The organism is Bradyrhizobium sp. PSBB068, assembly GCA_016839165.1.
Classification (GTDB): Bacteria; Pseudomonadota; Alphaproteobacteria; order Rhizobiales; family Xanthobacteraceae; genus Bradyrhizobium.
Genome location: CP069300.1, coordinates 3,129,523 through 3,152,253, shown reverse-complemented (window position 1 = coordinate 3,152,253; position 22,731 = coordinate 3,129,523). Strand labels below are relative to the sequence as shown.

The following is a 22,731-nucleotide window of genomic DNA, read 5'->3' as shown; positions in this document are numbered from 1 at the left end:
TCCCTGTGAAGTCATAGAACTGCGGCGGCGTTCCAAGGCACCGACTCAGTTCAAGCAGCTCCCCGCGAAGTCAATTCAGCTCCTGTGGAAAAAGCCGAAGACCAGAGGTCCGAGGCCGCACCGGCATAGTGCAACTCCATCTCGGCACCCCTGCCACCGGAGCAGCATACAGAAGGAACGGTGAATGAACCTCAAGACCTCTGCTGCCAACCTTACCCACGAGCCGACCCTCCTTTGTCCGAACTGCAGTCACGAAATCCGGCTAACGGAATCATTGGCCGCACCGCTGATCGAGGAAACTCGCCAGCGCTTTCAGGATCAGCTTGCAAGCAAGGATGCGGAGGTAGCCCGCAATCTCGAGTTGGTCCGAAACGAACGCGAACAACTCGCCAAGGCACGTGATCAGATCGACGAACAGGTCGCTCAAAAGCTCCAGGCCGAACGGGGCCAGATCGCCGCAGCCGAGTCAAGGAAGGCCCGCGAAGCGGCCTCCGCCGAACTGCGGGCGAAAGAAGCCGAAGCCACCGAACTACGACTTGCGCTGGAAACCAACAACGCGAAACTGGCCGAAGCTCAGCAGGCGCACGCGGGAGTGTTGCGCAAAGGGCGCGAACTCGAAGAGGCAACGCGCGAGCTCGATCTCACCGTGGAGAAACGAGTTCAAGCGTCGGTGGAACAAGTTCGCACAAAAGCCAAGCAGGAAGCAGACGAAGCGGCTCGCCTGCGCGTGATGGAAAGGGACAAAACGATCGACTCCATGGCCCGCACGATCGAAGAACTCAAGCGGAAGGCCGAGCAAGGTTCGCAACAGTCCCAGGGCGAGGTGCTCGAACTCGATCTGGAAGAACTGCTTCGTGGGCGCTTCCCGACGGATACCATCGACCCGGTCGGCAAGGGAGAGGTTGGCGCCGATCTCGTGCAACGCGTCAACGGTGGAATCGGCCATCCCGCCGGCACAATCCTTTGGGAGTCCAAACGCACAAAGGCTTGGAACGACGCGTGGCTGCCGAAGCTGCGCGACGACCAGAGACGCTGCGCGGCCGATTCAGCCTTGATCGTTTCGCAAGCCCTCCCCAAGCACTGCGACCACTTCGACCTGATCGGTGGAGTCTGGGTAGCCCACCCCCGCTGTGCCATCCCCCTGGCGATCGCCCTTCGCCAGGCACTGTTGGAAGTACACAGCACCCGTCTCGTCCAGCAAGGACAAAAGACCAAAACGGAGCAAGTCTACGAGTACCTGACCGGCACCAAATTCCGGCAACGCGTGGAGGCAGTCGTCGAGAAATTCAATGAAATGCGCGAGGACCTCGACAAGGAACGCAAGTTCTTGATGCGGCAGTGGGCAAAGCGGGAAACGCAGATCGGTTCGGTAATCGATTCGACTGTAGGCATGGTGGGTGATCTGCAAGCGATCGCGGGCACGGCGATGCCGGAAATACGTGCTCTCGATGTTCCGCTGCTAGATGGTCTCGAGCAGTGATCCTGCCCTGAAAGGTCGGGTCCGTGGCAGCCAGGCTCGGCCTATAACAACTCAGATCCGGTTTGCTTTCTTCAGGTACGCAAGAACGAGTTCCTCGACGATCTCATAGGCATTCGTTCTCTCGTCGATCGCCGCCTTCTTCAGCGCAGGCATGATATCGGGTCTTAAATACAAAGATGTCATACGCCTGCCGTCCGGCCTGTCTGCTTTCTCCTCGGTGGTCTTGTCCCTGCCCGACTTCTTCTCCGACCGCTTCATTCTGACTCCTCGGAAATCAGGATATCCGGATATCTAGATATCTTCGGTTGACTTTATATGATTTATCATATACTATAAGCCGAGTGGACGGGTCAACGAAAGGGAATTGCATGTCCCGCAACGACGAACACGACTTGGTAGGCTTGAGTCTCGGTCCCTCCGGGGACGCGCATCCGAAGGCTTCTTTTCGCGGCCCGCCACTCAAGGGTTGGGCGGTCTTCGGCTGGAGCGCAATGATGCAGGCCACGTCGCCGGACCGGTCGCGCTTTACGCGGACCAGGACGGTGCACCGCCCTCGGCGTATCCGCTAAAGGGCACGCCTCCTACACATCAAGGACGGCCCGGCGCGAAAGTTCCGGGTCGTGATTTCTTCGCCGATAGTTTTGAGGTCGCGCTTGCTTATTTGGTTGCTGTCAGACCTGCATCTTGAGATGTCGGTTTGGGATTTACCCCAAGACCGTCCGCGCTTCGATGTCCTCGTCATCGCCGGTGACCTTATCCCGCGAGCCGAACGCGGCGTGCAATGGTTGCTTAAGCGATTTCCGAACTCGCACATAGTCTATGTGCTCGGCAATCACGAAAGGTACGGCGCCGACTACGACATCACGTTGAAGAAGGCGCGCGAGGCCGCCATCGGAAGTCTGGTTCACGTCCTCGAGAATGAGGCCGTCGAGATCGGTGGTGTTGAGTTTGTCGGGGCCACCTTGTGGACCAACTTCGCGCTGTTCGGCGACGCGACCGTGCCGGCGGCCATGGCGGTCGCGGAAGACCGGATGAACGACTACAAGCGCATCCGCAAGAACAACTACGAACGCCGGCTCCGCGCATCGGACACGCTGGCACTCCATCAGGAAAGCGTAGCAATCCTTCGAGAGCATTGTGCGCAGGATCCGGATCGCCGCAGGGTCATCGTAACGCACCATTCGATCGATCCTTTCAACGTGCCGGTCGCCATCCGCGACGATCTCGTCGCGTCCGCCTATTCCAGCCGCCTCCTCGGGTTGGTGGGCGAGCTCAACGCCGACTACTGGCTGTCAGGCCACATCCATCAGAGCAGTGATCGCTTCGTGGGCAAGACCAGACTGCTGTCAAATCCGAAAGGCTACGGCCCGTTCACGAACAGGGTGACAGACCTCTGGCAGAACCCCGAATTCGACCCGCGCTTCACGTTCACTTTCTAAAACCGGAGTCTGACATGACCGACGACGAGCACTGCTGCGGGCCGACCGCCCTCACCGCCATCACCCTCTCGCGGCATTATAGAACAGCAGGCTTCACCTATGCGCATGACCCAACTCCGCAGATCGACGTCACAGAACTTTGTCAGCAGTCCGAAATTCCGGTCCGCCATTCCCGTTAGGAGCGCCGTTCACCGGGACTTCCTCATCCAAAGCGCCCTCGACGTCCACGTGCGGTCGATCGAATTTCTCCCTGAAATCCGGTTCGGCGACGTGGCGCTCACCGTGAACTCCATCGTTGTCCGCCGCGACGACGGTAACTTCATGGTCGAAATCCAGGGCCGGCGTCCGCTCCGGGATGTCGACGAAGAGAACACCCTCGCCCAGGGCCTGCAATCGATCGGCCTGTCGTTGCTCGAGGTCGACATCGACGAAATCAGGCGCGAGCCCCGCCTTAGTAACGCCCGCGAGATCTGGGGCTGCAAGAACCTTCGGGTATCCATCCGCGACCGGCTGCACATCATGACCGCGCTCTCGGAGGACGGTCCTCAGTCGATCATGGCGCTTCAGGACATCGTGCCCACCTCGTCCGACGTCGGATCGGCGCTGTGCGCGCTCGCGTGCGCAGACCTAGTGGAGATCGATCTAGATGATCGCCCGATCGGCGCCCGCACGGTGGTCCGCGCCCGACGCTAATTCCAAACCTTGGTGATCCCGCTGATGAACCTGCAGATTTCGAAAAAGTCAGATCTCCTGGCGCGCGCATACCTCGACATGTTGGGGGCGGAAGCGGGCACCAACGGCAGCCCGTTGCTGCGTAGCGGGAATCCCGACGACCCGATCGAACTCCTGATCGACGACCTCACTGCTGCGCCGCAATCCGCCGGACGGACTTCGATCCGTGCCGACCTGGCGGCGGCAGCCGTTCTGGTCGCGCGTGCTATAGAAAAAGTTGACGGTCTCACCCGAGAATTGCGCCGCGGCCGTCCGGTCGTTTCGATGACGACGCATGGCGCCGACATCGTGGCGCTGGTCCGCCAAGTGCTAAAAGCGTGTGCGTTCGGCAGCGAAGCCAAGGCTCTGGACGATAAGTCGTTCGACGACGGCTACACCCGGCCAGTACTTCTGTTGGCGCGGGACGGGACCGCGAACGATCACAAGAGCGACCGCGGGAACGATGCGATCGCCAAAGCGCTGCACGCCGGAGCGCCCATCTTCGGTGTAGCTCCGGACCCGCGCCGCCACCTGCCCCGCGACCTCCTCCGCGCCGCCGACAGCCACCTGTCGCTCAACCAGCTCGACGCGTCGGCCATCGCCTTGGTGGTGGAAGCTGTCACCGGATCCGTACCGACCGTCCTGATTGATGACCGGCTGGTGCGCGCCGTCGACGTCTCCGATTTGGCATTGTCGATCCGCGCGGATCGCAGCGCCGACGAATGTATCGGGCGACTCGAAAAGATTGTCTCGAACAAGAACATTTTCGATCATCACGGACCCTGCCTCGAAGAGCTGGCGGGCTACGGCGCCGCGCGCGAATTTGGACTAAATTTGATCGCTGATTTAAAATTGTATCGAGCCGGGCTCCTGGATTGGGGCTCGTTGTCGGAAAAAGGCCTCCTGCTTGTAGGCCCGCCGGGCACAGGCAAGACGCAATTTTTTCGTGCTCTGTCCAAAAGCTTAAACGTGCCGCTGATCGCCACGAGCGTTGCAAATTGGAACTCGGCGAATTATTTGTCGGGCACACTCCAACAAATCAAAGCCTGCTTCGCACAGGCTCGTCAACTCGCGCCCGCCGTTCTATTTATCGACGAATTGGACGGAATTTCATCGCGCGAATTTTTAGCCACCAGCGAACACAGGGAATTTTGGACCCAAATTGTCAATTTGCTGCTCGAAATGATGTCGGAAGAAAATACCGGCGTGATCCTATGTGGTGCGAGTAATTTCCCCGATCGCATCGATCCCGCAATCCGGCGGTCGGGTCGTTTAGACCGCACGATCGAAATCGAGCTTCCGGACGCGGAGAGTCTCGCGCAGATTTTCCGATTTCATCTCGGTCCCGACATCTTGACTACCGTTGATCTGATGCCCGCGGCGCTCGCGGCCACAGGCGGGACCGGTGCGGATGTCGAAGCGTGGGTCCGTCGAGCAAAGTCGCGCGCCCGCCGCGAGCACCGGGAACTTACTTTCGATGATCTCCTGCACGAAATCCGCGGCGGGCAGGAGGGACTGCCGGATGTCCTTCGCAGGGTCTGCTCCCTGCACGAGGCCGGCCATCTCGTGGTCGGTGTCGCGCTGGACGTCTTCGAACCCCGCGCGCTGACGATCTTCGACGAAGGCGGGATCACGCTCGCGTCGATCTCGCGTGCAAACCACCAGACCGAGCTTGGCATTGAAAACCTGATCGCCATGCTCCTGAGCGGTCGTGCCGCCGAGGAAGTCGTGCTCGGATCCTCGCAGAGGACCGTCGGGGCCGGCGTCGGCGAGACCAACAGCGATCTCGCAAGAGCGACCCAATGCGCGATCGACCTGGAGCTGAGATACGGCTTCGGCGTATTGGGGCCCGTACGTTTCTCGGAGCGGGCAATAGAGATGTTGCTTCGCGACGCGTCGGTCGTCGGCCTGGTCAAGAAGCGGCTCGACAAATGCGGGGCTCGCGCGCGCGATCTGATCGAACGCAACCGTGAAGCGGTCGAAGCCATCGCAAAGCGGCTGGAGGCCACGGGGTACCTCGACGGCGCCGCGATCGGCGCATTGCTCCAGCAGTATCCCGTTTCCGCAGAAGCGGCGCAGTTAACCGCTGCGACCGCTGATCGCAACGCTTAGGGCTTTGCAACGCACTTCCCACCCCGAAAGGAGCATGAATGCTGCGCGTAGTTGTCGATTTGATACCCGGCGGATTCACCCCGCTTCGTCGCACGATCGCCTGCATGACGATCGCCAACGAGTCCAATCTGGCCGACCAATCCGACTATAGGATCGAAGCGATGGAAGGTCGGAACCATTTGGCGGACCTTCCGCCGCGAAATATGAGCGCGGTCGTCGAGAACCACGATCGGCGACAGAGCGTCTGGCATCTGATTGCCAAGGCCGCAGCGGCAGCTGCAGAGGCAGAAAGCGATCCGCTCTAGCCGCCAATCGGCATCCTGCCGGTCGCCCTGCGTTTGCGGGCCAGTAATCGGCAGACCACCAACGACGCGAAGGCCAACCGATCACAGATCAGTGAAGGAAGCCTAATATAACTGAACGTCGCCGGTAATGCCGTCGTTGGCTCGAACGGCGGACGAGCCCGAAAGGCCAGGGCAAGCCTGGGTCGGCGGGTTTCGTCGCCTTCGGGGGGAGAGGTGCGGAATCCTCAATCGCCACCGAATGAATCGCGCCGTCCGTGTGGTTCAATTACTTTGGAGGCCACCGCCGCTGCAGAGCATCGGCGGCAAAAGTCGAATCTTATTCTGAGCTTCTTCCACTAAACGATTCTAACGACTCAGTTTTTTTTCGCACGCCGGCTTTTTTTGCCTTCCGATTTGCTGCCTATGCAACGAAGCTAAGCTCGAGATGGCAATCAACGCCGTAATCGAAACACAGGAGTTCAATGTCATGTCCATCACCGTCGCCTAGCCCGGACACGAACGCACACCTCTTGACGGAGGCATGCGTTCGTCGGGTCGACATAAGCCAAACCCTGTCCTAGCCGGACAATCGTAGATTCGCATGCCGCGCGACAAGTCGCAAGCGTGACGTATCGGCTTTTGGCTTTCGTCGACCCCCACCGAAAATTCCCGGAGCGCAACACGTCGGATATCGAGTCCGCGAACGCTCCTCCATGGCCGGAGGTCTACAAATGCAATTGCGTTCGCACGTCCAGTCTCCCGGCGTCGGTGCCCCGCCGGCGATCGACCCCGACATCTGGAAACCGGTCGCGCGCAGCCTGGGAAGCCGCGATCCGGCCCTGCGCTCCAGGGCATCGTCCACCGGCTTCATCGTGCAGGACGACCGGATCCTGAACTTCGAAAGCCGCCCCGAAAAGTTCGCAGGCGAGACGTTCGTGATTGATCCGGACATGCTTCACGTCATCGAACAGCCTCCGCGCATTCCATACCGCGACGGCGCAGCCTGGCGTCACCATACCTTCGATTTCTACACCGTGCGGCGCTGTTCCCGGCGGACGCTTGTCGCCATCAAGCATAGCTCCCGCGTAGAGCGCAGCGGCGTTCGGCGCGTCATAAGGCTCATCTCCGAGCAGGCCGGCCGCGGCGCGGCCGACGAGATCGCGCTCATGACCGAACTCGACTTCTCGCCGGCCGAACGCTTCAACGCCGAGCTCGTGCACGAGACGCGTCGGAACTCCGCGCCGCAGCACGACAGGCAGGTTCGCGAGTTCGCCGCCGACATCAACGGCAGCGTAACTGTGCGCGACGTCGTCGCGATGAGCGGACTCGCCGGCGCCGGCTTCCGCGCGGTCGTCCGGCTGATCGCTGACCGCTTCTTCCGGCTCGCCGACCCGCAGAGCCGCATCGACTACGACGCGCGCATCCGCAGGTCCTGACCCCTTCACCCACCGCCAACCCGCAGGAGAACAGCATGACCGCTTTCCGCCACCTACGACGCCACCCGATGCCCATCGTCCGTCACCGTTTCCCGACCAAGGGCATCCCCGCCCGTTTCGTCACCGATTTCGGACCGGCCTTCACCGGCGACACGTTCCGCGAAGAACTCCGCAACGTCGTTGCTCGCTACGACGAACCCGCGGGTTCCAACGCGTCGACCAAGCCGCGTTCCCGCTGATTCCAAGCCAAAGGATCGTACCATCATGCATTTCGTCTTCAGCCTCGCGACGACATCACCTTTGGGAACGGCACCATCGTCTGCTCCGCAGCGACGACTCGGCATTGGCTGACGCCGATGCCGGCGTCCGGATCGTCACGGTGTCGTTCCCCCCACGCTCTTCCGCATCGACCGACGACATTCCGGGCTCGAAGCAGTCGAAGCCGCCGGCTTCGTCCTAGACGCCAAATGAATTCAGGAGACCACCATGTACGCTTTCAAGAAAAAGGCCCGCCGCTTCGTCTTCGGCCCGCTCGACAGGATCATCGTCAAGGGGCGCGAATACCGCTGGCTCGAAACCGACGAGCACGGACACGTGTTGACACCCGTATCGGGCGTCGGCCAGCCGGTTTCCGAGGGCTTCACGCATGAAGAGCTCGACGAACTGGCCGAGCACGACGAGATGCAGCACGAGATCGGCTACTACGAGCAAGCAAGGGCGAACACGCGCCTGCGCAACGGCGGCATGACATCGCTTTTCCACCTTTCGCCCGAGGAGCGCAAGAAGGCGCTCGACAAGCAGGAAATGCTCGACCTGCTGCTTCGCCGGGAGGCGACCGATCCCACCTTCGTCCGGACCGACAAGACGATCGGAGAGGCGATGGTGACGATCTACGGGACGATCTGCGCGCGCAACATTGCGCGCGCAGCGGAGGACAAGACTCCGCGATGCGACCAAGAGTTTACGATGTCCAAGCCTCCGTCCGCGCGCACCGTGAGGCGCTGGCTGAAGGCCTACGAGGACGGCGGCTTGGATCCCATGGCGTTACGCGACGGTCATCACCGAAGCGGCAACGTGTATTCCAGTCTCGATCCCGAGATCGTCGCTTTGATGGAAAAGCACGCGAACGGCTGGGCCGACAACCGCCGGCCCACAATGGCCCTGCAGTACCTGAAGCTATCCGTGGAAATCCGCGAACTGAACGCCAAGCGCGAGCAGAGGGGCGTCCCGCCCCTGGCTATCCCGGCCAAGGCAACCTTTTGCAGGGTCATCAAGAAGATCCCGGCGTTCGACGCGTACGCCGGGCGTCACGGCATCGCCGCCGCGAAGCGCAAGTTCAACATCGTCGGCGGCGGCCTGGAGTCGGTCCGCGCCTTTCAACGCCTGATCATGGACGGCTGGCGGACTCAGCTCAGCACCATCGCGATCAAGATCGGTGACTGGGACGCCATGTCGACGAAGGAGAAGAAGGACGCCGATCGCGAACGCCTGGTGCTGCACGGGTCCTTGTGCGCGGCCAGCCGATGCTTCACCGGGTTCCGCCTTTCGAAGACCGAGAACAAGGAAGCCGCCGGCGCAGCCTTGCGAATGTCGGTCAGCGACAAGTCGAAATACGCCTTAGCGGCCGGATGCAAGAGCGACTGGCCGATGGCGGCGCGGCCGGGCTCGGTACACACCGACACCGGCTCGGCCTGGATTGCTGAGGAGTTTCGCGCATCCGTTGCCGACCTCCGCGCCACATTGGAAACGGCCCCGGTCGGCGTGCCTCAGATGCGCGGCCACGCTGAGCGCTCTTTCGGCACCCTGGATCGCGGCATGCTGCCGTTCTTTTCAGGAAGGACATTCGAAAACGTCACGGCCAAGGGTGACTACGATCCGGGCGCACAAGCCTCGATGTTCTCCGACAACGTCGGCTTCGCATTCGTCAGGTATATCGTCGACAAGTACCATCACACGCCGCACTCCGCGCTCGGAGGCATGACGCCGTACGACAAATGGCATGAGCTTGTAGACAAATACGGCATCCTGCCGCCGCCGGGTCGTGATGAACTCCGCAACATCTTCGGACCCCGGATCGAGCGTGCGCTCGATCACCGCGGAGTCCGCGTCGCGGGTATCCACTACCAGTCGCCGAAGCTACAGGAATATCGCCGCAAAGTCGGCGACGCGGTGGTGGCGGCAAAGTTCGACCCGGAAGACCTCGGCCGCGTCAGCATCTGGGTCGATGAAGGATGGCTTTCGGTACCTGCCATGCGCGGAAACTTCGACGGCGTCCACCTCGAGGTCTGGACCGAAGCCATGAAGGATCTGCGTCGCCGCAATCTCGTCAAGGCCGGCCTGTCCCAGCACTACGTCGATGACGCGATCCGGGCAATCTCGGCCATGGGCAACCTGGCCATGGCACGCGCCAACATCGCGGCCCCGACCATCACCGCGGAAGACCTAGCGCGGCATGAGCGCGAATTGCTCTATGGGTTCGACATCGTCGGAAACGACGCCCCCGACGGCCCGGTGACTGCCAACCGCGACAGCGACGGCAATCGCGACCGCTTCGCCAACGCGACTCCGATTCTCGACCGTCCCGTTTCCAGCGGCGAGACGAATGCGTCCGACAACGACGCCACCACGCCGCCCCCGGCCGGCAACACGCCGACCGTACGCACCCGCAAAACCAACACGAAACTGGAGAGCTGAGCCATGATGAACAAGCCCATCGACGCCGTCACGCGCCTTCGCGATTCCCTGCCCCCGGAGTTCAGCGCGCAGTACAGCGCCATCGAAACCCTGCGCTTGAAATTCATGCGCACGGACCGCGAGACGCGGTTGGCCGAGGAGATGAATCTCCTCATCAACAACGCCGTCCAGTGCCGCGATCCGAGCCTTCCTCCCTCCCTCGAGAACCGGGTGGAAGGCAGGGGTCTCGCGCTGATAGGCCCCACGGGAGTCGGCAAGACGACCTCGCTGCGCGACTACTTCAAGAACCATGCTGTCTTCGCGGGGTACCGCGATCCCGCTTCGTCGTCACCGCTCCTGTGGATCAGCGCTCCCAGCCCCTGCACGCTTATCCAATTGGGCAGGCGCATTCTCATCAAGTCGGGCTACCCGCTCGAGCGAGAGCTGCCGGCCCACAGGCTTTTTGAACTCGTAGGCCAGCGGCTGAACTCGATGGGGAAGATCGTGCTTTGCATCGAGGAGTTTCAGCACGTCGTTCACAACGTTTCCGAAAAGGACCAGGAAACTGTTGCCGATACGCTGAAAAACCTGATGGAGACCGAACGTCTCACGCTGATCCTGAGCGGCGTGGAGACCTTGGTTCCCTTCATTGCGCTCGATCCTCAGCTCGACCGGCGGATGACCAAAGTCCACTTCCGGAGGCTGACGCCCGAGGACTTCGATCTCGTTGCCGACATGGTCCATGCGTACGTCGAGGAGGCAGACCTCCAGATCGCATACACGGATAGCGACGACTTGTTCGCTCGACTGGTGCACTCGTCACTCTATGCGTTGGGGCTGTCGATCGAAAATACGATCGGGGCAATCGCGTACTGCAAGCGCAAGGGCGATCAGACGCTCACCCGCGAGCACTTCGCTTCGGTCTACGCCGCGAAAACTGGCCAATGTGCTCCCGAGAACCCATTCGTCGCCGAGCGCTGGCACGAAATCGTCTGCCGGACGTCGGTGAAGGAAGCAAACCCGGCAGGCCCTCCCTCGCCCACCGCCCGATAGGACGACTCGACCGCCGGCGTCGGGATGAAGGCCGACGCCGGCCATTCCCAACTGCAATCCGAACAGCGAGCACCGCCATGTTGAAACTCAGCCTCACGATCGGCGCCGGCGAGCGCGAGACGCCGGCAAGCTTCGCGTCCCGCCTCGCCCTCCGCAACTTCGTGAGCGCCCGTGACCTCGCGAAGGATTTTGGCCTGTCGTTTCAGAAGGTCGTCGATGGCGACCCGGTCGAAATCCGCAAGCTCGCCGACCTCGGCGGCGTAAACGTGCAGGACCTGCTGGCGAACGCGATCCGCAATACCGGCACTGCGTTCGAATTTCGTGGCCAAAATATTACCAAGGTTGCCATGCGCCGCGCGCGCGTACATGTCTGCCCGATCTGTATCCAAGGCGACATCGCGACGTCGGAACTGTCCGCCAACCTGGCCGCCTACGGCAGATTCGATTGGGCGATCGGCTTCATCCGCACCTGTGCGAAGCATAAGGTGGCCCTCGTCGAGGTCGCCCGTGATATGCAGCCGGGCCAATACCATGACTTCAGCCGCAACGTTGCGGCGGCCATTCCGGCCATAGATCGCCTGGCCGACGAAGCGACGCGCCGGCCGGCCTCCGGGCTGGAGACCTACCTGCTCGACCGCATCGAGGGGCGCGCTGACTATCCTTGGCTGGACCGGCTCCCTTTCTCCGCCGCAGCGTGGTCGACGGAGGTCGTGGGTGCGGTCGCCGAGTTCGGCAAACGCGTGAATCTCGACCTGCTCGGCGAAGACGAAATGTATCGCGCAGGTGCCGCCGGCTTCGACATTACGAAGGGCGGCGCCGCAGGCATCGACGATTTCATGTCCCGGCTGAAGCGCGAGCACATCCCCAAGAAGAACGGATCGGCCGACGGTCCGCAAGCGACGTACGGGAAACTTTTCATGTGCTTCGCGCAGGGCCTCGCGGATCCCTCCTACGACCCCGTCCGGACGACGATGGCCAAGCACATCTTGGCCAACTTCCCCCTCGGTCCTGAAGACGAACTGTTCGGCAAGCCGGTCGAAGTGCGTCGTTTCCACAGCGTTCGCACTGCTTCACTTGCCTACAAAATGCACCCCAAGCGGTTGCGGAAACTTATCGAAGCCGAAGGGCTCGTTCCCGCCGGATCCGATGTCAAGAATCGCGACGTCCTGTTCGATGCTGCGATCGCGGACCGCCTGTTCGAGCGGGAGCGCGACTCGATCGCGCTGAAACAGGTGGAAACGTACATCAATGCGCCGCGCCCGATCCCGCGGGTCCTGCTTGAAGCAGGCCTGCTCCGGCGGCACTCGGCCGGGAGCGATGCGCTAAACGATTTCCTTCTCAAATCAGAACTCGACGCTTTCCTTGCCAGCATCTTCGCAAAGGCCGAACCCGTAACAACCGCGCCTCCGGGGACCTGCGAGATGAGGACGGCCGCCCATCGGGCAAATTGCTCGCTCCCCGAAATCGTCCGGCTCATTGTCAACGACCGACTGGCTTGGGTCGGGCGCTTAACGGAGATCCATGGACTTGCCGCCATCCTGGTGGATGTCGAAGAAATCCGACCCCTCACCCGGCTGCCGGATTTGTGCGGCCTCACCCCGGCAGATGCAATCCGTCCACTACGGGTCAATTGCAAGGCTATGGCCGGCTTGCTCAAGGCCGGCGCCTTCCGGACCGTCATCCAGCCGCACCCGATCAAGCGCAATCCGCAGGTCGTCATCCCGTTCGAGGAGATCGAGAGGTTCAAGGAGGAGTTCGTCAGCCTGTTCCTGCTGGCTCGCGGCTCCGGCAAGCACATGCCCGTGCTGCTTCGTGAACTACGGGCCCAGGGAATCCAGCCGGTTCCTCAGTTTGAAGGCGTCGGCGCCACCTTCTTCAGGCGCGCCGACATCCCCTCGTAAACATGGGGAAACCGCGCTCGTGGTGGTTGAATTACCCCACTACACGAGCGAAGTCAGAGTCAGTACAGGCGTAGGAGTACAGGAATGGCAAAGAAGGCAAGCATCCGAGTCTCGAAGCGCAGCGCTAAAGTAAAGGCACCGCCTCCCCGGCCGAAGAAGGTCGAAGCAAAAAAGCCAGACAAACCGCCCGCGCCAAAGATTGAGGCGTTGGAGTGGGATGCTTTCTCGGACTCATACTTCGACACCGCGATATGGGCCGAGAAGCCCGAAGATTGCGATGCCGACGTGTGGCCGGGCTGCTATCCCAAAATCTTGCAGGATTGCGACCGTTTCCAGCGAGAAAACGAGGAACTCCTAAACGAGGCCTATCAAACTATGACGCGGGATGGCTACGGACACATACGTCTTTACGATGTTACAGACGCGGGCCATGACTTCTTCCTATCCAGAAACGGACATGGCACGGGATTTTGGGATCGCGGGCTCGGCGAAGTCGGCGACAAGCTTCATGAGGCGGCGAGCGCTTTTGGGGGCGTAGATGTACTCCCGGGTGAAGGCGAACAGGAGGATTGGCTCTTCATCGAGTAGCGAGCGGCCAAAATGCCGGCGCTTCCCCATGCAAGGGAGTCAATTTATTAGCGCCAATGATGGCAACTCGATCCGCCTAAGTGAGACTGTTCACAGAGTTTAAGTTCGTTCTCCACATATAGTCATTTTGACAAAAACGGTTTTGTTTGTGCCAGCAAATCTTCTCCGGAATACTTAGGCCTCGCAGCAACGTCCGATCGCAAGCGGATGTTCATCATCATTCAGTTCAGCGTAGTCGAGGAATATCCATGACTGACCGCATTACCACGACATCGAGCGGCGCCACTGTATTCGAAGGAAGTGGCATCGAAATGTACAGGCTTACCGTGATTGCCAGCGCGCTGGACTTGTACGCAAAAACCGGCATCAAGGCCAACACGTCCTATACGCCGACCAATATGCTGCGTGCTGCCACCGAGGCAACGGGTGTGAAATATCGCCGGGGTCAATACCGCGAGGCTGCGGCCGACCTTCGCAAGCGCGTCGAGGACATCCGCTCGACCGTAGCCATCGTCCAGAAGTGATGGCCACCCCGGCAGGTTACTCCCATAAACAGGAAGAAGGGTTCCCAGATGACACAGCATCCGTGCCACGGAATGACCAGGGCTGAGACCAAGCGATCGCGATCAACCTGAAACCGCATTGTTCCAAGAGGACGTTGGCCCGCCTCCTGGAGCAGGGCGTCAGAAGCGGGTCGCGTTTCGCGACGGCCTGCCGCCCTTAGTAGTGGATGAGTATTAGGTTCCGCTGCCGATCCATATCCGATGGTGCGAATGGGCCAGCCACCGTATCAAGGGTTGCGTTAGGCACAAACTGCCTTGAAGAAACGGAATCAGGAGCCCGCAAGGGCTCCTTTTTTGCGTCACGCGATCAATCGAAGTCGACAGGTCCGTGGCATTTCCTTCTAAAGCCGGCTACCGCTGCGAGATTAGCGCGTCCTCAGTGGCCAACTTGGTCGACGCCACTGGCCATTTCGATCATCACACGATTCTAAAAACCCCAATAAACACTGGGTTTCTGCGCACTCCGGCGGACGACTTTGCGTGTCTTTCACAACAGCAATAATAATGAAGAGCCCGCCCTCCAAGAGGGCGGGCTCTTCTCAATGGACCATGCACAATGATTGACGGGCCAGAACCATTCGGCAAAGAGACGGCGAAAGCCGCTCAAGAGCTAGCAAAGACTGCTGACAATGCGATCGACGCGGCGAGAGGTGCGGCTGAATTCCTCAATCGTGTGCTCGGCAATCCGATTGCCGATGTTGTTGGGATAACGGTAGCCGACCCGCTTCGGTTTGTCCGAATCATATCTCTCGACTGGTACAGCAAGCGAGTCGACGAGATACTTGCAAAGCGAAATACACCAAAGCCAAGAGGCGCGCCGCCGCGCATTGCACTCGATATCCTCGAAGCCGCCCAGGACGAAACTCGGGACGAGCTGAAAGAATTATGGGCCCGGCTGCTCGCGAATGCGATGGATGCAACGACGCAAAAGAACGTCCGCATAGAGTTCATAACGGTACTGAAGCAGCTCAATCCTCTTGACGCGCTTATACTGCAAAGACTGGCTGCCGTTGGCAATTTCACAAGTCCGAATTCGTTTGCTCAAGCACAACATCTTGACTCGAACGACACCGCAACCTCCGTCCTCTACCTCCTCGATCTAAAATGCGTAGAGCAAGCGGCTAACGGAAGCTTCTCCTTTAAGCTGTCACCACGAGGGCTTTCGCTACTCAAGGCTCTCAGCATCTAACAAGCGTAAACCGCCGTTCCTCGATGTTCGGTTCAAACAGTGATTGCGCAACCTTTAATGTTTGGCGAAAAGATAAACGAATGACAGTCGACCAAGGCATAGGGCTCGCCGGCATCATCATTGCCGTGATCATCGCCGCATTCATCACCACGAAAGTCGTCAACCGCAGTCGCACCCAGAGACAGAGTGTGGGTACTCGACACTGCGGGGACGAACGAGAACAACGGATTTCGCGGCGGCCTTCTGGCTCGCCGCAAAATCATTCAACGAACGAATCGTGAATCAACTTTGAGACGCACCTTGACACCATTAGTTGCAGAGAGCGCCGAAGCCGCAGCTCGATGTCAGCATGCGGGATGCAACGATCTCCGTCGACCAGAACGATCGCGCGTCTAATGATAATCGGGCGGGACTTGCTCACGAAAGCAGAGACCGTGACGATCGCGGCGATCGCGGCTGGCGTGCCAACCCTGGTCAAGGCACGCGAGATCATTGCCGAATCCCATCTGATGATCCGGCGCAAGACACAGGTGGGTCTCATGACGTGGATAGAGCGCGCCCGCGCTAGTCTAGTCGCCTCGCTCGCCAGTGGACGAAGCAGCGGTCCGGGTAGCAATCACTTTGCCCTGGTCTAATGGCCAGACCGAAAGTCAGATCAGCGCCTCAAGCTCGTCAGACGTCAGATGTACGGCCGCGGCGAACTCGATCTGCTTCGAGCGAGACCAATCGGCGCGGAATAATCGGAGCTGTACCAAGATTGCGTCAGAGCCCTTGTTCCACGCCGAAACACATCCTCCTTCAACGCATCGCCTCGACGCCGCACCAATCGGCGATGAAGAGCGCCAGCGTTTTCGTGACTTTGCGGACCGACTCCAGATCGACGCATTCATCGAAAGCGTGCGGATTGCGGCAATACGGGCCGTAGACGAGCGTCGGACAGTTTCCGTAAAGCCCAAAAGGCCGTGCATCCGTGGTGGCGGCGAACGCATGTTCTTCTAATTTGTCGCCCCAGACTTCCGCGTGGCACTTTCCCAAGATCGCTTCCTGCTGGTCGGCATCGGTCAGATGATAGCCCTCCTGCATAAAACCTGGATAGCTGATGCGTGGTGGGTTCTTGGCAAGGAACGGATTGCGGGCCGACACGTCGGCGATGTATGCCTCGAATTCCTTGCAGATCTCGGCAGGCGACTGTCCGGGGAAGACGGCCACACGCACTTCGAACGCGCAAGCAGATGGTGCGCTGGACGTCCATTCGCCTCCCTGGATCCGCCCCACATTGAAGTTGATGGGATGAGGATGGTTCTGGAACGGCGGATAGTCCTTCTTGCGCGCATTCCATCGCTCCTCCAGTTCCCGAAGCGACTGGATCAACTGGATGGCGTTGTAGATTGCATCCGCGCCGAGACCGAAGTCGCCTGATGCATGACCGGGCGCGCCCGAGACTTCGACACGAATCCAGATCGGACCTATCTGCCCGCGCAGCAGCTTCGGCTCAAGCGGCTCGGGAATGAACCCTGCGTCGGCTACATAGCCGCGCAACACGCAATCGAGCGCGCCGTTGCCTGTGCACTCCTCTTCCACCACGGACTGCACATAGACTTTGGCGGCGGGCTGGAGCCCAATACTTTGTAGAGCCTTCAAGGCGTATAGGTTGGCCGAAAGGCCGGATTTCATATCGCCTGCGCCACGGCCATACATCCAGCCGTCCTTGATTTCCGGCTCATAGGGTCCGTACGTCCACCGTTCTGCCGCACCGGTCGGGACCACGTCGATATGACCATTCAGGACAAGCGAGCGACCGCTGGCGTTCCTCGGCTGGTGCGTACCGACAACGTTCCAGGAATTCTCATAGGAGATCGACACCGGCGAGAAGCCGGGATGATCCTTGATTCGCTCGACATCGATGACCCATTTGTCCACCTGCAGGCCCAAATCGGCCATGGCGTCGGCCATGAACATTTGCGCCTGTTCCTCCAGACCGCGCTGTGAGGGAATTCGCACGATGTCCTTCAAGAACTCGATCTGTTCGTCGAACAGGGCATCGACGGCCTCGATGATCTGAAGCCTTTGCGTCTGCGTGGGCGACATGGGTTTGCTCCTCGTATTCTTCAGCTAGGCGTCTGCCGGATGCGTCTTCGCACTCAATTCGGTTCTGCGAATGCGAGAACCGAATGCAAAAGAACGTTGGCACCGGCAGTGCAATCTTCGGGAGAAGTGTATTCGGCTTCGTTGTGGCTAAGACCGTCGCGCGAAGGCACAAAGATCATCGTGGCCGGATATTTGCGTGCAATGTTGCAGGCATCATGCCCTGCCCCGCTTTGGAGCCGAGCCTTGCGATAACCCAATCTATCGGCGGCATCCGACACGGCTGCAATGAGCTCTTTGTCGAACGGAACCGGCAGGGAATTGGCAACTTCGCGCCACTTCACGGACACACCTTGTGCCGCCGCTGCCGACTGCAATCCGGCGAAGATGGTTTTCTCCAGCTCGTTCAACGTCGCAAGTTCGCCGTGCCGCAGATCCAGCGACAGCTCAACGTCGGCAGCCACAGTGTTCGACGAGCCGGATCGGGTGCGCAACTGACCAACCGTGGACCTGGCGCCCTCGATGCCGCGTGCCACGTCGTCTGCGACCAACACCGCGCGAGCCGCTGCCACCACGGCGTCCTTGCGGCTCTCCATCGGGGTCGGCCCGGCATGCGCTTCGCGCCCCTCGAACTCAATGACGTAGCGCCGGAATCCAATGCCGCCGGTTACTACGCCGATCTGATCGCCGTTGTCCTCCAGGATCGGCCCCTGTTCGATGTGGAGCTCGATGTATTTCTCAATTGGGAATCCGACGTCGTTCGGACCGGCACCATTGCGCATACCGGCCAGCAACGCGCTGATCGGCGTCTGTGCATCGTCGGTCATAGCAAGCGCGCGATCCAGCGGCAACGCGCCGGTGAAGACTTCTGAGCCGATCATCGGCCTGATAATAGCGCCCTCTTCATTGGTCCAGTTCACGATCACGATGGGACGCCGTGTCGCAATCCCGGCATCGTTCAACGTGCGCACGGCCTCGAGCGCCGCCAGCACGCCCAGAATGCCATCGAAGCGGCCGCCGGTCGGCTGGGTATCGAGATGACTGCCGATCACGATCGGCGCCAGATCGGCTTGCCCGGCCCTCGTCGCGAACATGTTGCCGAAGCGATCGCGTTCCACGGCAAGACCGGCGTCAGCGCACCAGGCGACGAAGAGATCGCGCGAATCGTCATCCTCTTTCGAGAAGGCAATGCGGCAGCATCCGCCTTTGGCTGTAGCGCCGATCTTGGCCATCTCCATCAGAGAAGACCACAGGCGATCATGATTGACGCGCAGACTGGACAGATTATTGCTCACCGCATTGCTCCAGATTTCCGAGAATTCCGATCGAGGTCTTGTTCAGAGCGTTTCCAGAACCTCGCGCATGCCGGCTACCAGCATCCCGGCGTTCTCTCGCGAGAAAACCAATGGCGGTCGGATTTTCAGTACGTTTGCGGCCGGGCCCGACGCGCTGATCAGGATGCGCCGTTCACGCAGACCATTGACGAGGCGGCTCGTCGTCGCCGCGTCGGGCGTTTTCGACTTTGCATCGGAGACGATCTCGACACCGATGAACAGTCCGGCGCCGCGAACATCGCCGATCACCGCGAATTCCGCCGCGAGCTGCCGGAATTCATCCTGCATGAAGGCGCCGACATCTCGTGCATTGTTCTGCAAGTTATCGGCTTTGATAACGTCGAGTACGGCCATACCCGCCGCTGCGGCGACAGGATTGCCGCCGAATGTATTGAAATAACGCGCCTTCTCGCCGAACTCGGCAACGACCTGCGGGCGCATGATCACCCCCGCCATCGGGTACCCGTTGCCCATCGGCTTGCCGACCGTGACCATGTCGGGCTCGACGCCGTGGCGCATGAAGCCCCACATTGCGTCTCCGGTTCGTCCGAATCCCGGTTGCACCTCGTCGGCAATGAACAGACCACCTGCTGCGTGAATAGCGTCCACTGCCGGCTTGAGGAACCCCTTCGGCCCACCGACCACGCCGTCACTGGAGAAGATCGTATCGACGATCAGCAATGCGGGCTTGATGCCGTGACGTTTGAGGTCGTCGATGGCCGCCTGCACATCCTTCCGGAACTGCTCTCCGATCTCTTCCGGAGCCATACGGTATGAATCCGGCGCCGTGACGGTGCGCACATGGGTGCCGAGATCGACGAATTCGCCAAGCGACGGAGAGAACTCCGCCACCGCACTGGTCAGGCCGTGGTAGGCAAGCTTGGTGGCGATGATACCGTTGGCGCCTGTCGCATGTCGCGCGATGCGGACGGCCAGATCGTTGGCTTCGCTCCCGGTGCAGGTGAACATCACTTGACTGAGATCGGACGGGAATGTCGCGGTTAGAGCTTCCGCGTAGTTGATGATCGATTCGTGTAGATACCGCGTGTGAGTATTGAGAATCCCGGTCTGCTTGACGATCGCCTCGACGACCTTCGGGTGGCAATGTCCCATCGATGCAACATTATTATAGGCATCGAGATAGCGGTTGCCTTTGGCGTCGAACAGCCACACGCCTTCGCCCCGCACGAGATGCAGCGGCTGCTCATAGAATAGACGATAGGCCGGACCCAACACACGCTCGCGGCGCGCAATGAGCGCCTGGTCTTCGGTATCCAGACGCGCGAAATCTTCAGCGGTGAATGCGTTGACCATCGCCATGGTTTTTACCTCTTGCAGTTGGACGCGACGAACCGGAAGAATTCCGACTCGGACATTGCGGAGAGGCGCTGTAGACCGAGCAGCGCGCCACCATGATTGCGCATGATGTAGTCGCGGTTCTCCGGTCGGCTCGCAGCCCGGTATTCCGGAATGATGATCGTAAGGGCCAGCCGCGCCTTGATGAGCACCGGGAGCAGTGCAATCTCGGCCTCTTCCAATGCAGTCTCAGCGCAATAGCCACCGAGCATCGCGCCCATCAATCCCTGCCAATCGTCGTCGCTCACATGATAAGCGAGCGCGACCGCGAGGTCGTTGACGCGCGGAGCGAACACCATGTCGCCAAAATCGATGATCCCGGCGATCTCCAACGGCTCTGCCGGATCGACCAGAATGTTGTGCAGATTGAAGTCGTTGTGAATGATCTGCGTTTTGAGCGACGACCTGACGCCAGGAACGGTTCGCGCAAACTCGGCTAGAACGTCCGATACCAGTTTGCGCCGCTCGGCTCCGACGTGTTGGATCAGATTGTCGAGGTCGAGGGTGTGGCTGATGTCCCAGAGCAGCTTCCCGGCAGGAGGACGGCCTTCAAAGCTCTCCAACCCCTTTCCGAGTGCGGCAAGAACCGAACCCAGATTGCGATTGCGCGTCACTGAGGGGGGCAATCGGGAAAGTTGGTCGCCCGCGAGATAACTGAGCAGACGAACGGTGCGAGTGCTACCACCTTCCGGAAGCCTGAGATCGTAACTGCGCCTTCCGTCTTCGGTCGCGATCAGTCTCGGGACAGGAACTGACGACCCGACCGATTCCAGATGAAGCAGTGCGCCATCCTGAAAGGACAACACAGCTGCGTCTTCGAATGGGTTGGCGATTTTAAGAATGTAGTTGGTGCCATCCTCGGCAACGAATTTGAACGTCTCGTCCCGTTCGCTGGAAAGTCGGGTCACGGTGCCACGAATGCCGTAAACATGCGCAACAACGTCCTGAACCTGACGAAGCGGCAGAAGTGTCCAGTGAGAAGACAGAGCGTCACCCGCTGCGGGGCTTCTCAGCGGTGGAACCGAGGCCATTCGATAGTCCTGTCGTGAGAGTAGGAATTCCGGAGAGCGGCACCGCCTTCTCGGCGGATGCGGCTCTCCGGTTTTGCCGGTTATCGATTTGCGGCGTAGCTAGGCTGTCCGGCCGCCGAACCGACTTCGACCGCCGTTTCGGCCTTCTCAATCGGGAGGAAATAGATCGACAGGAATGCGCCGCCGGCGATTACCGCGAAGAGCGCGGCCAAAGGTCCCCATTGGAGCCCGTAGGTGTGGGCCAGCCAGACGCCGACGATTGGGGTAGTACCGCCGAATATCGCGCCGCACAGTTGGAAGCTAAGCGAAATGCCGGTGTAGCGCATGCGTACGGGGAACGCGCGGGGCAGATAAGCGGCAATCACCGCGTAGTACATGCCGATCATGAAGGTTGCGACCAGCACGCCAGCGGCAATGTTCGAGATATTGCCGGTGATCACGAGCATCATCATCGGAACCGACCAAATGACCGCGCCGCCCGTTGCGATGAGAAGCAACAAACGTTCGCCGATCTTGCTCGCGATGTAAGAGCCGGTTGCCGTCGCGAAGAGCTGGACCACGCCGATCCAGGAGATCACGTCCAGGATCTGGCTCTTCGGAATCTTCAGGTAGGTTGTAGTGTAACTGATCATGAAGGTGGTGATGAAGTAGAAACCCGCGATTCCCAGCAGGCTCAGGCCGACACCGAGTACGACGGCTTTCTTCTTGGTTTTCAGCACCTCTCGCACCGGAACCATCTCATAGCTGCGGTCCCGTTCAAGTTGGGCGACCATCTCGGGGCTTTCGTTGACACCCGCACGGATGATGAATGCAACGATGACAAGCAGACCGCTGAGGATGAAGGGAATGCGCCAGCCCCAGGCTGCGAAGTCTTCCTGCGGCAACGAGGAAACCGCTCGGAACGCCAGGGTGGAGAGGATCAGGCCGACAGGGCTTCCATATTGCGGAGCCGCGGCGAGAAAGGTCCGCCACTTTTCCGGCGCGTGTTCGGTAGCGATGAGAACCGCACCGCCCCACTCGCCCCCTACTGCGACACCCTGAGCCAAGCGAAGAATGACGAGAAGAATGGTCGCGGTTACGCCGATCGAGTGGAAGCTTGGCAGGAGACCGATGGCGGTCGTCGCGCTGCCCATCAGCACCAGAGTGATGACGAGGCTCTTCTTGCGACCAACCTTGTCGCCGAGATGCCCGAACACGAGAGCGCCGAATGGGCGCGCTACAAAGCCGACGGCGAAAGTGGCCAGAGAGGCCAGGACACCCATGAAGGGGTCATTCGTGGCGAAAAACACCTCGCCGAACACAAGAGCCGCGGCGGTACCGTAGATATAGTAGTCGTACCATTCGATTGCAGTACCCAAAAACGCCGCCAGCGCGGCGCGTATAGGTTGTGGCTGAGCCATAGTGTTCGTTCTCCCTGCGTAAAACGCTCGGCTTGAGGTGGCTTGTGTTTTCCGGCGGCTCGCACCCTAAATTTTTGATGCATCATGCGTCAAGTG

General features: G+C 60.3%; 22 protein-coding genes. 16 read left to right on the top strand and 6 right to left on the bottom strand.

The genetic code is table 11. From position 1 onward, the window contains the following. Window positions 1-184: 184 nt before the first annotated feature. The gene (locus JQ507_14595; protein QRI72618.1) at window positions 185-1,480 is read left to right on the top strand and encodes a DUF2130 domain-containing protein; all 1,296 of its coding nucleotides are present in this window, start codon (window positions 185-187) and stop codon (window positions 1,478-1,480) included. Between the two features lie 51 nt (window positions 1,481-1,531). On the opposite strand, the gene JQ507_14590 is transcribed toward JQ507_14595, so the two are convergent. Then, window positions 1,532-1,738 (bottom strand): hypothetical protein, encoded by a 207-nt coding sequence (locus JQ507_14590; protein ID QRI72617.1) that lies wholly within the window; start codon window positions 1,736-1,738, stop codon window positions 1,532-1,534. Window positions 1,739-2,133: 395 nt separating this feature from the next. Here JQ507_14590 and JQ507_14585 point away from each other — a divergent pair, with 395 nt between their 5' ends. From JQ507_14585 to JQ507_14515, 15 genes are all read left to right on the top strand, one after another. Then, entirely contained in the window at window positions 2,134-2,919 is a 786-nt protein-coding gene (locus JQ507_14585; GenBank protein QRI72616.1) for a metallophosphoesterase, read from the top strand. 14 nt (window positions 2,920-2,933) lie between these two features. Beyond that, window positions 2,934-3,098 carry a hypothetical protein gene (locus JQ507_14580; protein ID QRI72615.1) on the top strand — a complete coding sequence of 55 codons (165 nt, stop codon included), beginning with the start codon at window positions 2,934-2,936 and terminating at the stop codon, window positions 3,096-3,098. Window positions 3,099-3,147: 49 nt separating this feature from the next. Continuing rightward, window positions 3,148-3,612 carry a hypothetical protein gene (locus JQ507_14575; protein QRI72614.1) on the top strand — a complete coding sequence of 155 codons (465 nt, stop codon included), beginning with the start codon at window positions 3,148-3,150 and terminating at the stop codon, window positions 3,610-3,612. A gap of 24 nt (window positions 3,613-3,636) precedes the next feature. Beyond that, the gene (locus JQ507_14570) at window positions 3,637-5,742 is read left to right on the top strand and encodes an AAA family ATPase (GenBank protein QRI72613.1); all 2,106 of its coding nucleotides are present in this window, start codon (window positions 3,637-3,639) and stop codon (window positions 5,740-5,742) included. Between the two features lie 38 nt (window positions 5,743-5,780). Then, entirely contained in the window at window positions 5,781-6,047 is a 267-nt protein-coding gene (locus JQ507_14565) for a hypothetical protein (protein ID QRI72612.1), read from the top strand. Between the two features lie 710 nt (window positions 6,048-6,757). Continuing rightward, window positions 6,758-7,462: a hypothetical protein gene (locus JQ507_14560; GenBank protein ID QRI72611.1), complete on the top strand. Its 705-nt coding sequence runs from the start codon at window positions 6,758-6,760 to the stop codon at window positions 7,460-7,462. Window positions 7,463-7,497: 35 nt separating this feature from the next. Continuing rightward, entirely contained in the window at window positions 7,498-7,701 is a 204-nt protein-coding gene (locus JQ507_14555; GenBank protein ID QRI72610.1) for a hypothetical protein, read from the top strand. Window positions 7,702-7,948: 247 nt separating this feature from the next. After that, a complete protein-coding gene (locus JQ507_14550) occupies window positions 7,949-10,156 on the top strand; it encodes a DDE-type integrase/transposase/recombinase (protein QRI72609.1) in 2,208 nt (735 codons plus the stop codon). Between the two features lie 3 nt (window positions 10,157-10,159). After that, window positions 10,160-11,188 carry a TniB family NTP-binding protein gene (locus JQ507_14545; GenBank protein ID QRI72608.1) on the top strand — a complete coding sequence of 343 codons (1,029 nt, stop codon included), beginning with the start codon at window positions 10,160-10,162 and terminating at the stop codon, window positions 11,186-11,188. A gap of 77 nt (window positions 11,189-11,265) precedes the next feature. Beyond that, the gene (locus JQ507_14540) at window positions 11,266-13,089 is read left to right on the top strand and encodes a TniQ family protein (GenBank protein ID QRI72607.1); all 1,824 of its coding nucleotides are present in this window, start codon (window positions 11,266-11,268) and stop codon (window positions 13,087-13,089) included. 84 nt (window positions 13,090-13,173) lie between these two features. Continuing rightward, the gene (locus tag JQ507_14535) at window positions 13,174-13,677 is read left to right on the top strand and encodes a hypothetical protein (GenBank protein ID QRI72606.1); all 504 of its coding nucleotides are present in this window, start codon (window positions 13,174-13,176) and stop codon (window positions 13,675-13,677) included. A 248-nt stretch (window positions 13,678-13,925) separates the two neighbouring features. Next, window positions 13,926-14,201: a hypothetical protein gene (locus JQ507_14530; protein ID QRI72605.1), complete on the top strand. Its 276-nt coding sequence runs from the start codon at window positions 13,926-13,928 to the stop codon at window positions 14,199-14,201. A gap of 595 nt (window positions 14,202-14,796) precedes the next feature. Further along, window positions 14,797-15,429, top strand: coding sequence for a DUF4393 domain-containing protein (locus tag JQ507_14525; protein QRI72604.1), 633 nt, complete (start codon window positions 14,797-14,799; stop codon window positions 15,427-15,429). Between the two features lie 80 nt (window positions 15,430-15,509). Next, a complete protein-coding gene (locus JQ507_14520; protein QRI72603.1) occupies window positions 15,510-15,710 on the top strand; it encodes a hypothetical protein in 201 nt (66 codons plus the stop codon). 132 nt (window positions 15,711-15,842) lie between these two features. After that, a complete protein-coding gene (locus tag JQ507_14515; protein ID QRI72602.1) occupies window positions 15,843-16,064 on the top strand; it encodes a hypothetical protein in 222 nt (73 codons plus the stop codon). 163 nt (window positions 16,065-16,227) lie between these two features. Here the strand turns inward: JQ507_14515 and JQ507_14510 are convergent, their stop codons facing one another. The 5 genes from JQ507_14510 to JQ507_14490 form a co-directional block, all read right to left on the bottom strand. Further along, window positions 16,228-17,517, bottom strand: a complete 1,290-nt coding sequence (locus tag JQ507_14510) for an ArgE/DapE family deacylase (protein ID QRI72601.1) — start codon at window positions 17,515-17,517, stop codon at window positions 16,228-16,230. Window positions 17,518-17,570: 53 nt separating this feature from the next. Beyond that, complete coding sequence (locus tag JQ507_14505) at window positions 17,571-18,809, bottom strand: Zn-dependent hydrolase (protein ID QRI72600.1); 1,239 nt, start codon at window positions 18,807-18,809, stop codon at window positions 17,571-17,573. A 42-nt stretch (window positions 18,810-18,851) separates the two neighbouring features. Then, window positions 18,852-20,168: an aspartate aminotransferase family protein gene (locus tag JQ507_14500; GenBank protein QRI72599.1), complete on the bottom strand. Its 1,317-nt coding sequence runs from the start codon at window positions 20,166-20,168 to the stop codon at window positions 18,852-18,854. Window positions 20,169-20,173: 5 nt separating this feature from the next. Continuing rightward, window positions 20,174-21,235, bottom strand: coding sequence for a phosphotransferase (locus JQ507_14495; protein QRI72598.1), 1,062 nt, complete (start codon window positions 21,233-21,235; stop codon window positions 20,174-20,176). A gap of 80 nt (window positions 21,236-21,315) precedes the next feature. Continuing rightward, window positions 21,316-22,635, bottom strand: a complete 1,320-nt coding sequence (locus JQ507_14490) for an MHS family MFS transporter (protein ID QRI72597.1) — start codon at window positions 22,633-22,635, stop codon at window positions 21,316-21,318. Window positions 22,636-22,731: the final 96 nt, after the last annotated feature.

Excerpts from the sequence above, each read along its gene's own strand:
- JQ507_14595 (QRI72618.1), top strand. The coding sequence starts at position 185 with ATGAACCTCAAGACCTCTGCTGCCAACCTTACCCACGAGCCGACCCTC.
- JQ507_14590 (QRI72617.1), bottom strand. The coding sequence starts at position 1,738 with ATGAAGCGGTCGGAGAAGAAGTCGGGCAGGGACAAGACCACCGAGGAG.
- JQ507_14580 (QRI72615.1), top strand. The coding sequence starts at position 2,934 with ATGACCGACGACGAGCACTGCTGCGGGCCGACCGCCCTCACCGCCATC.
- JQ507_14570 (QRI72613.1), top strand. The coding sequence starts at position 3,637 with ATGAACCTGCAGATTTCGAAAAAGTCAGATCTCCTGGCGCGCGCATAC.
- JQ507_14565 (QRI72612.1), top strand. The coding sequence starts at position 5,781 with ATGCTGCGCGTAGTTGTCGATTTGATACCCGGCGGATTCACCCCGCTT.
- JQ507_14560 (QRI72611.1), top strand. The coding sequence starts at position 6,758 with ATGCAATTGCGTTCGCACGTCCAGTCTCCCGGCGTCGGTGCCCCGCCG.
- JQ507_14555 (QRI72610.1), top strand. The coding sequence starts at position 7,498 with ATGACCGCTTTCCGCCACCTACGACGCCACCCGATGCCCATCGTCCGT.
- JQ507_14550 (QRI72609.1), top strand. The coding sequence starts at position 7,949 with ATGTACGCTTTCAAGAAAAAGGCCCGCCGCTTCGTCTTCGGCCCGCTC.
- JQ507_14545 (QRI72608.1), top strand. The coding sequence starts at position 10,160 with ATGATGAACAAGCCCATCGACGCCGTCACGCGCCTTCGCGATTCCCTG.
- JQ507_14540 (QRI72607.1), top strand. The coding sequence starts at position 11,266 with ATGTTGAAACTCAGCCTCACGATCGGCGCCGGCGAGCGCGAGACGCCG.
- JQ507_14535 (QRI72606.1), top strand. The coding sequence starts at position 13,174 with ATGGCAAAGAAGGCAAGCATCCGAGTCTCGAAGCGCAGCGCTAAAGTA.
- JQ507_14530 (QRI72605.1), top strand. The coding sequence starts at position 13,926 with ATGACTGACCGCATTACCACGACATCGAGCGGCGCCACTGTATTCGAA.
- JQ507_14525 (QRI72604.1), top strand. The coding sequence starts at position 14,797 with ATGATTGACGGGCCAGAACCATTCGGCAAAGAGACGGCGAAAGCCGCT.
- JQ507_14520 (QRI72603.1), top strand. The coding sequence starts at position 15,510 with ATGACAGTCGACCAAGGCATAGGGCTCGCCGGCATCATCATTGCCGTG.
- JQ507_14510 (QRI72601.1), bottom strand. The coding sequence starts at position 17,517 with ATGTCGCCCACGCAGACGCAAAGGCTTCAGATCATCGAGGCCGTCGAT.
- JQ507_14500 (QRI72599.1), bottom strand. The coding sequence starts at position 20,168 with ATGGCGATGGTCAACGCATTCACCGCTGAAGATTTCGCGCGTCTGGAT.
- JQ507_14495 (QRI72598.1), bottom strand. The coding sequence starts at position 21,235 with ATGGCCTCGGTTCCACCGCTGAGAAGCCCCGCAGCGGGTGACGCTCTG.
- JQ507_14490 (QRI72597.1), bottom strand. The coding sequence starts at position 22,635 with ATGGCTCAGCCACAACCTATACGCGCCGCGCTGGCGGCGTTTTTGGGT.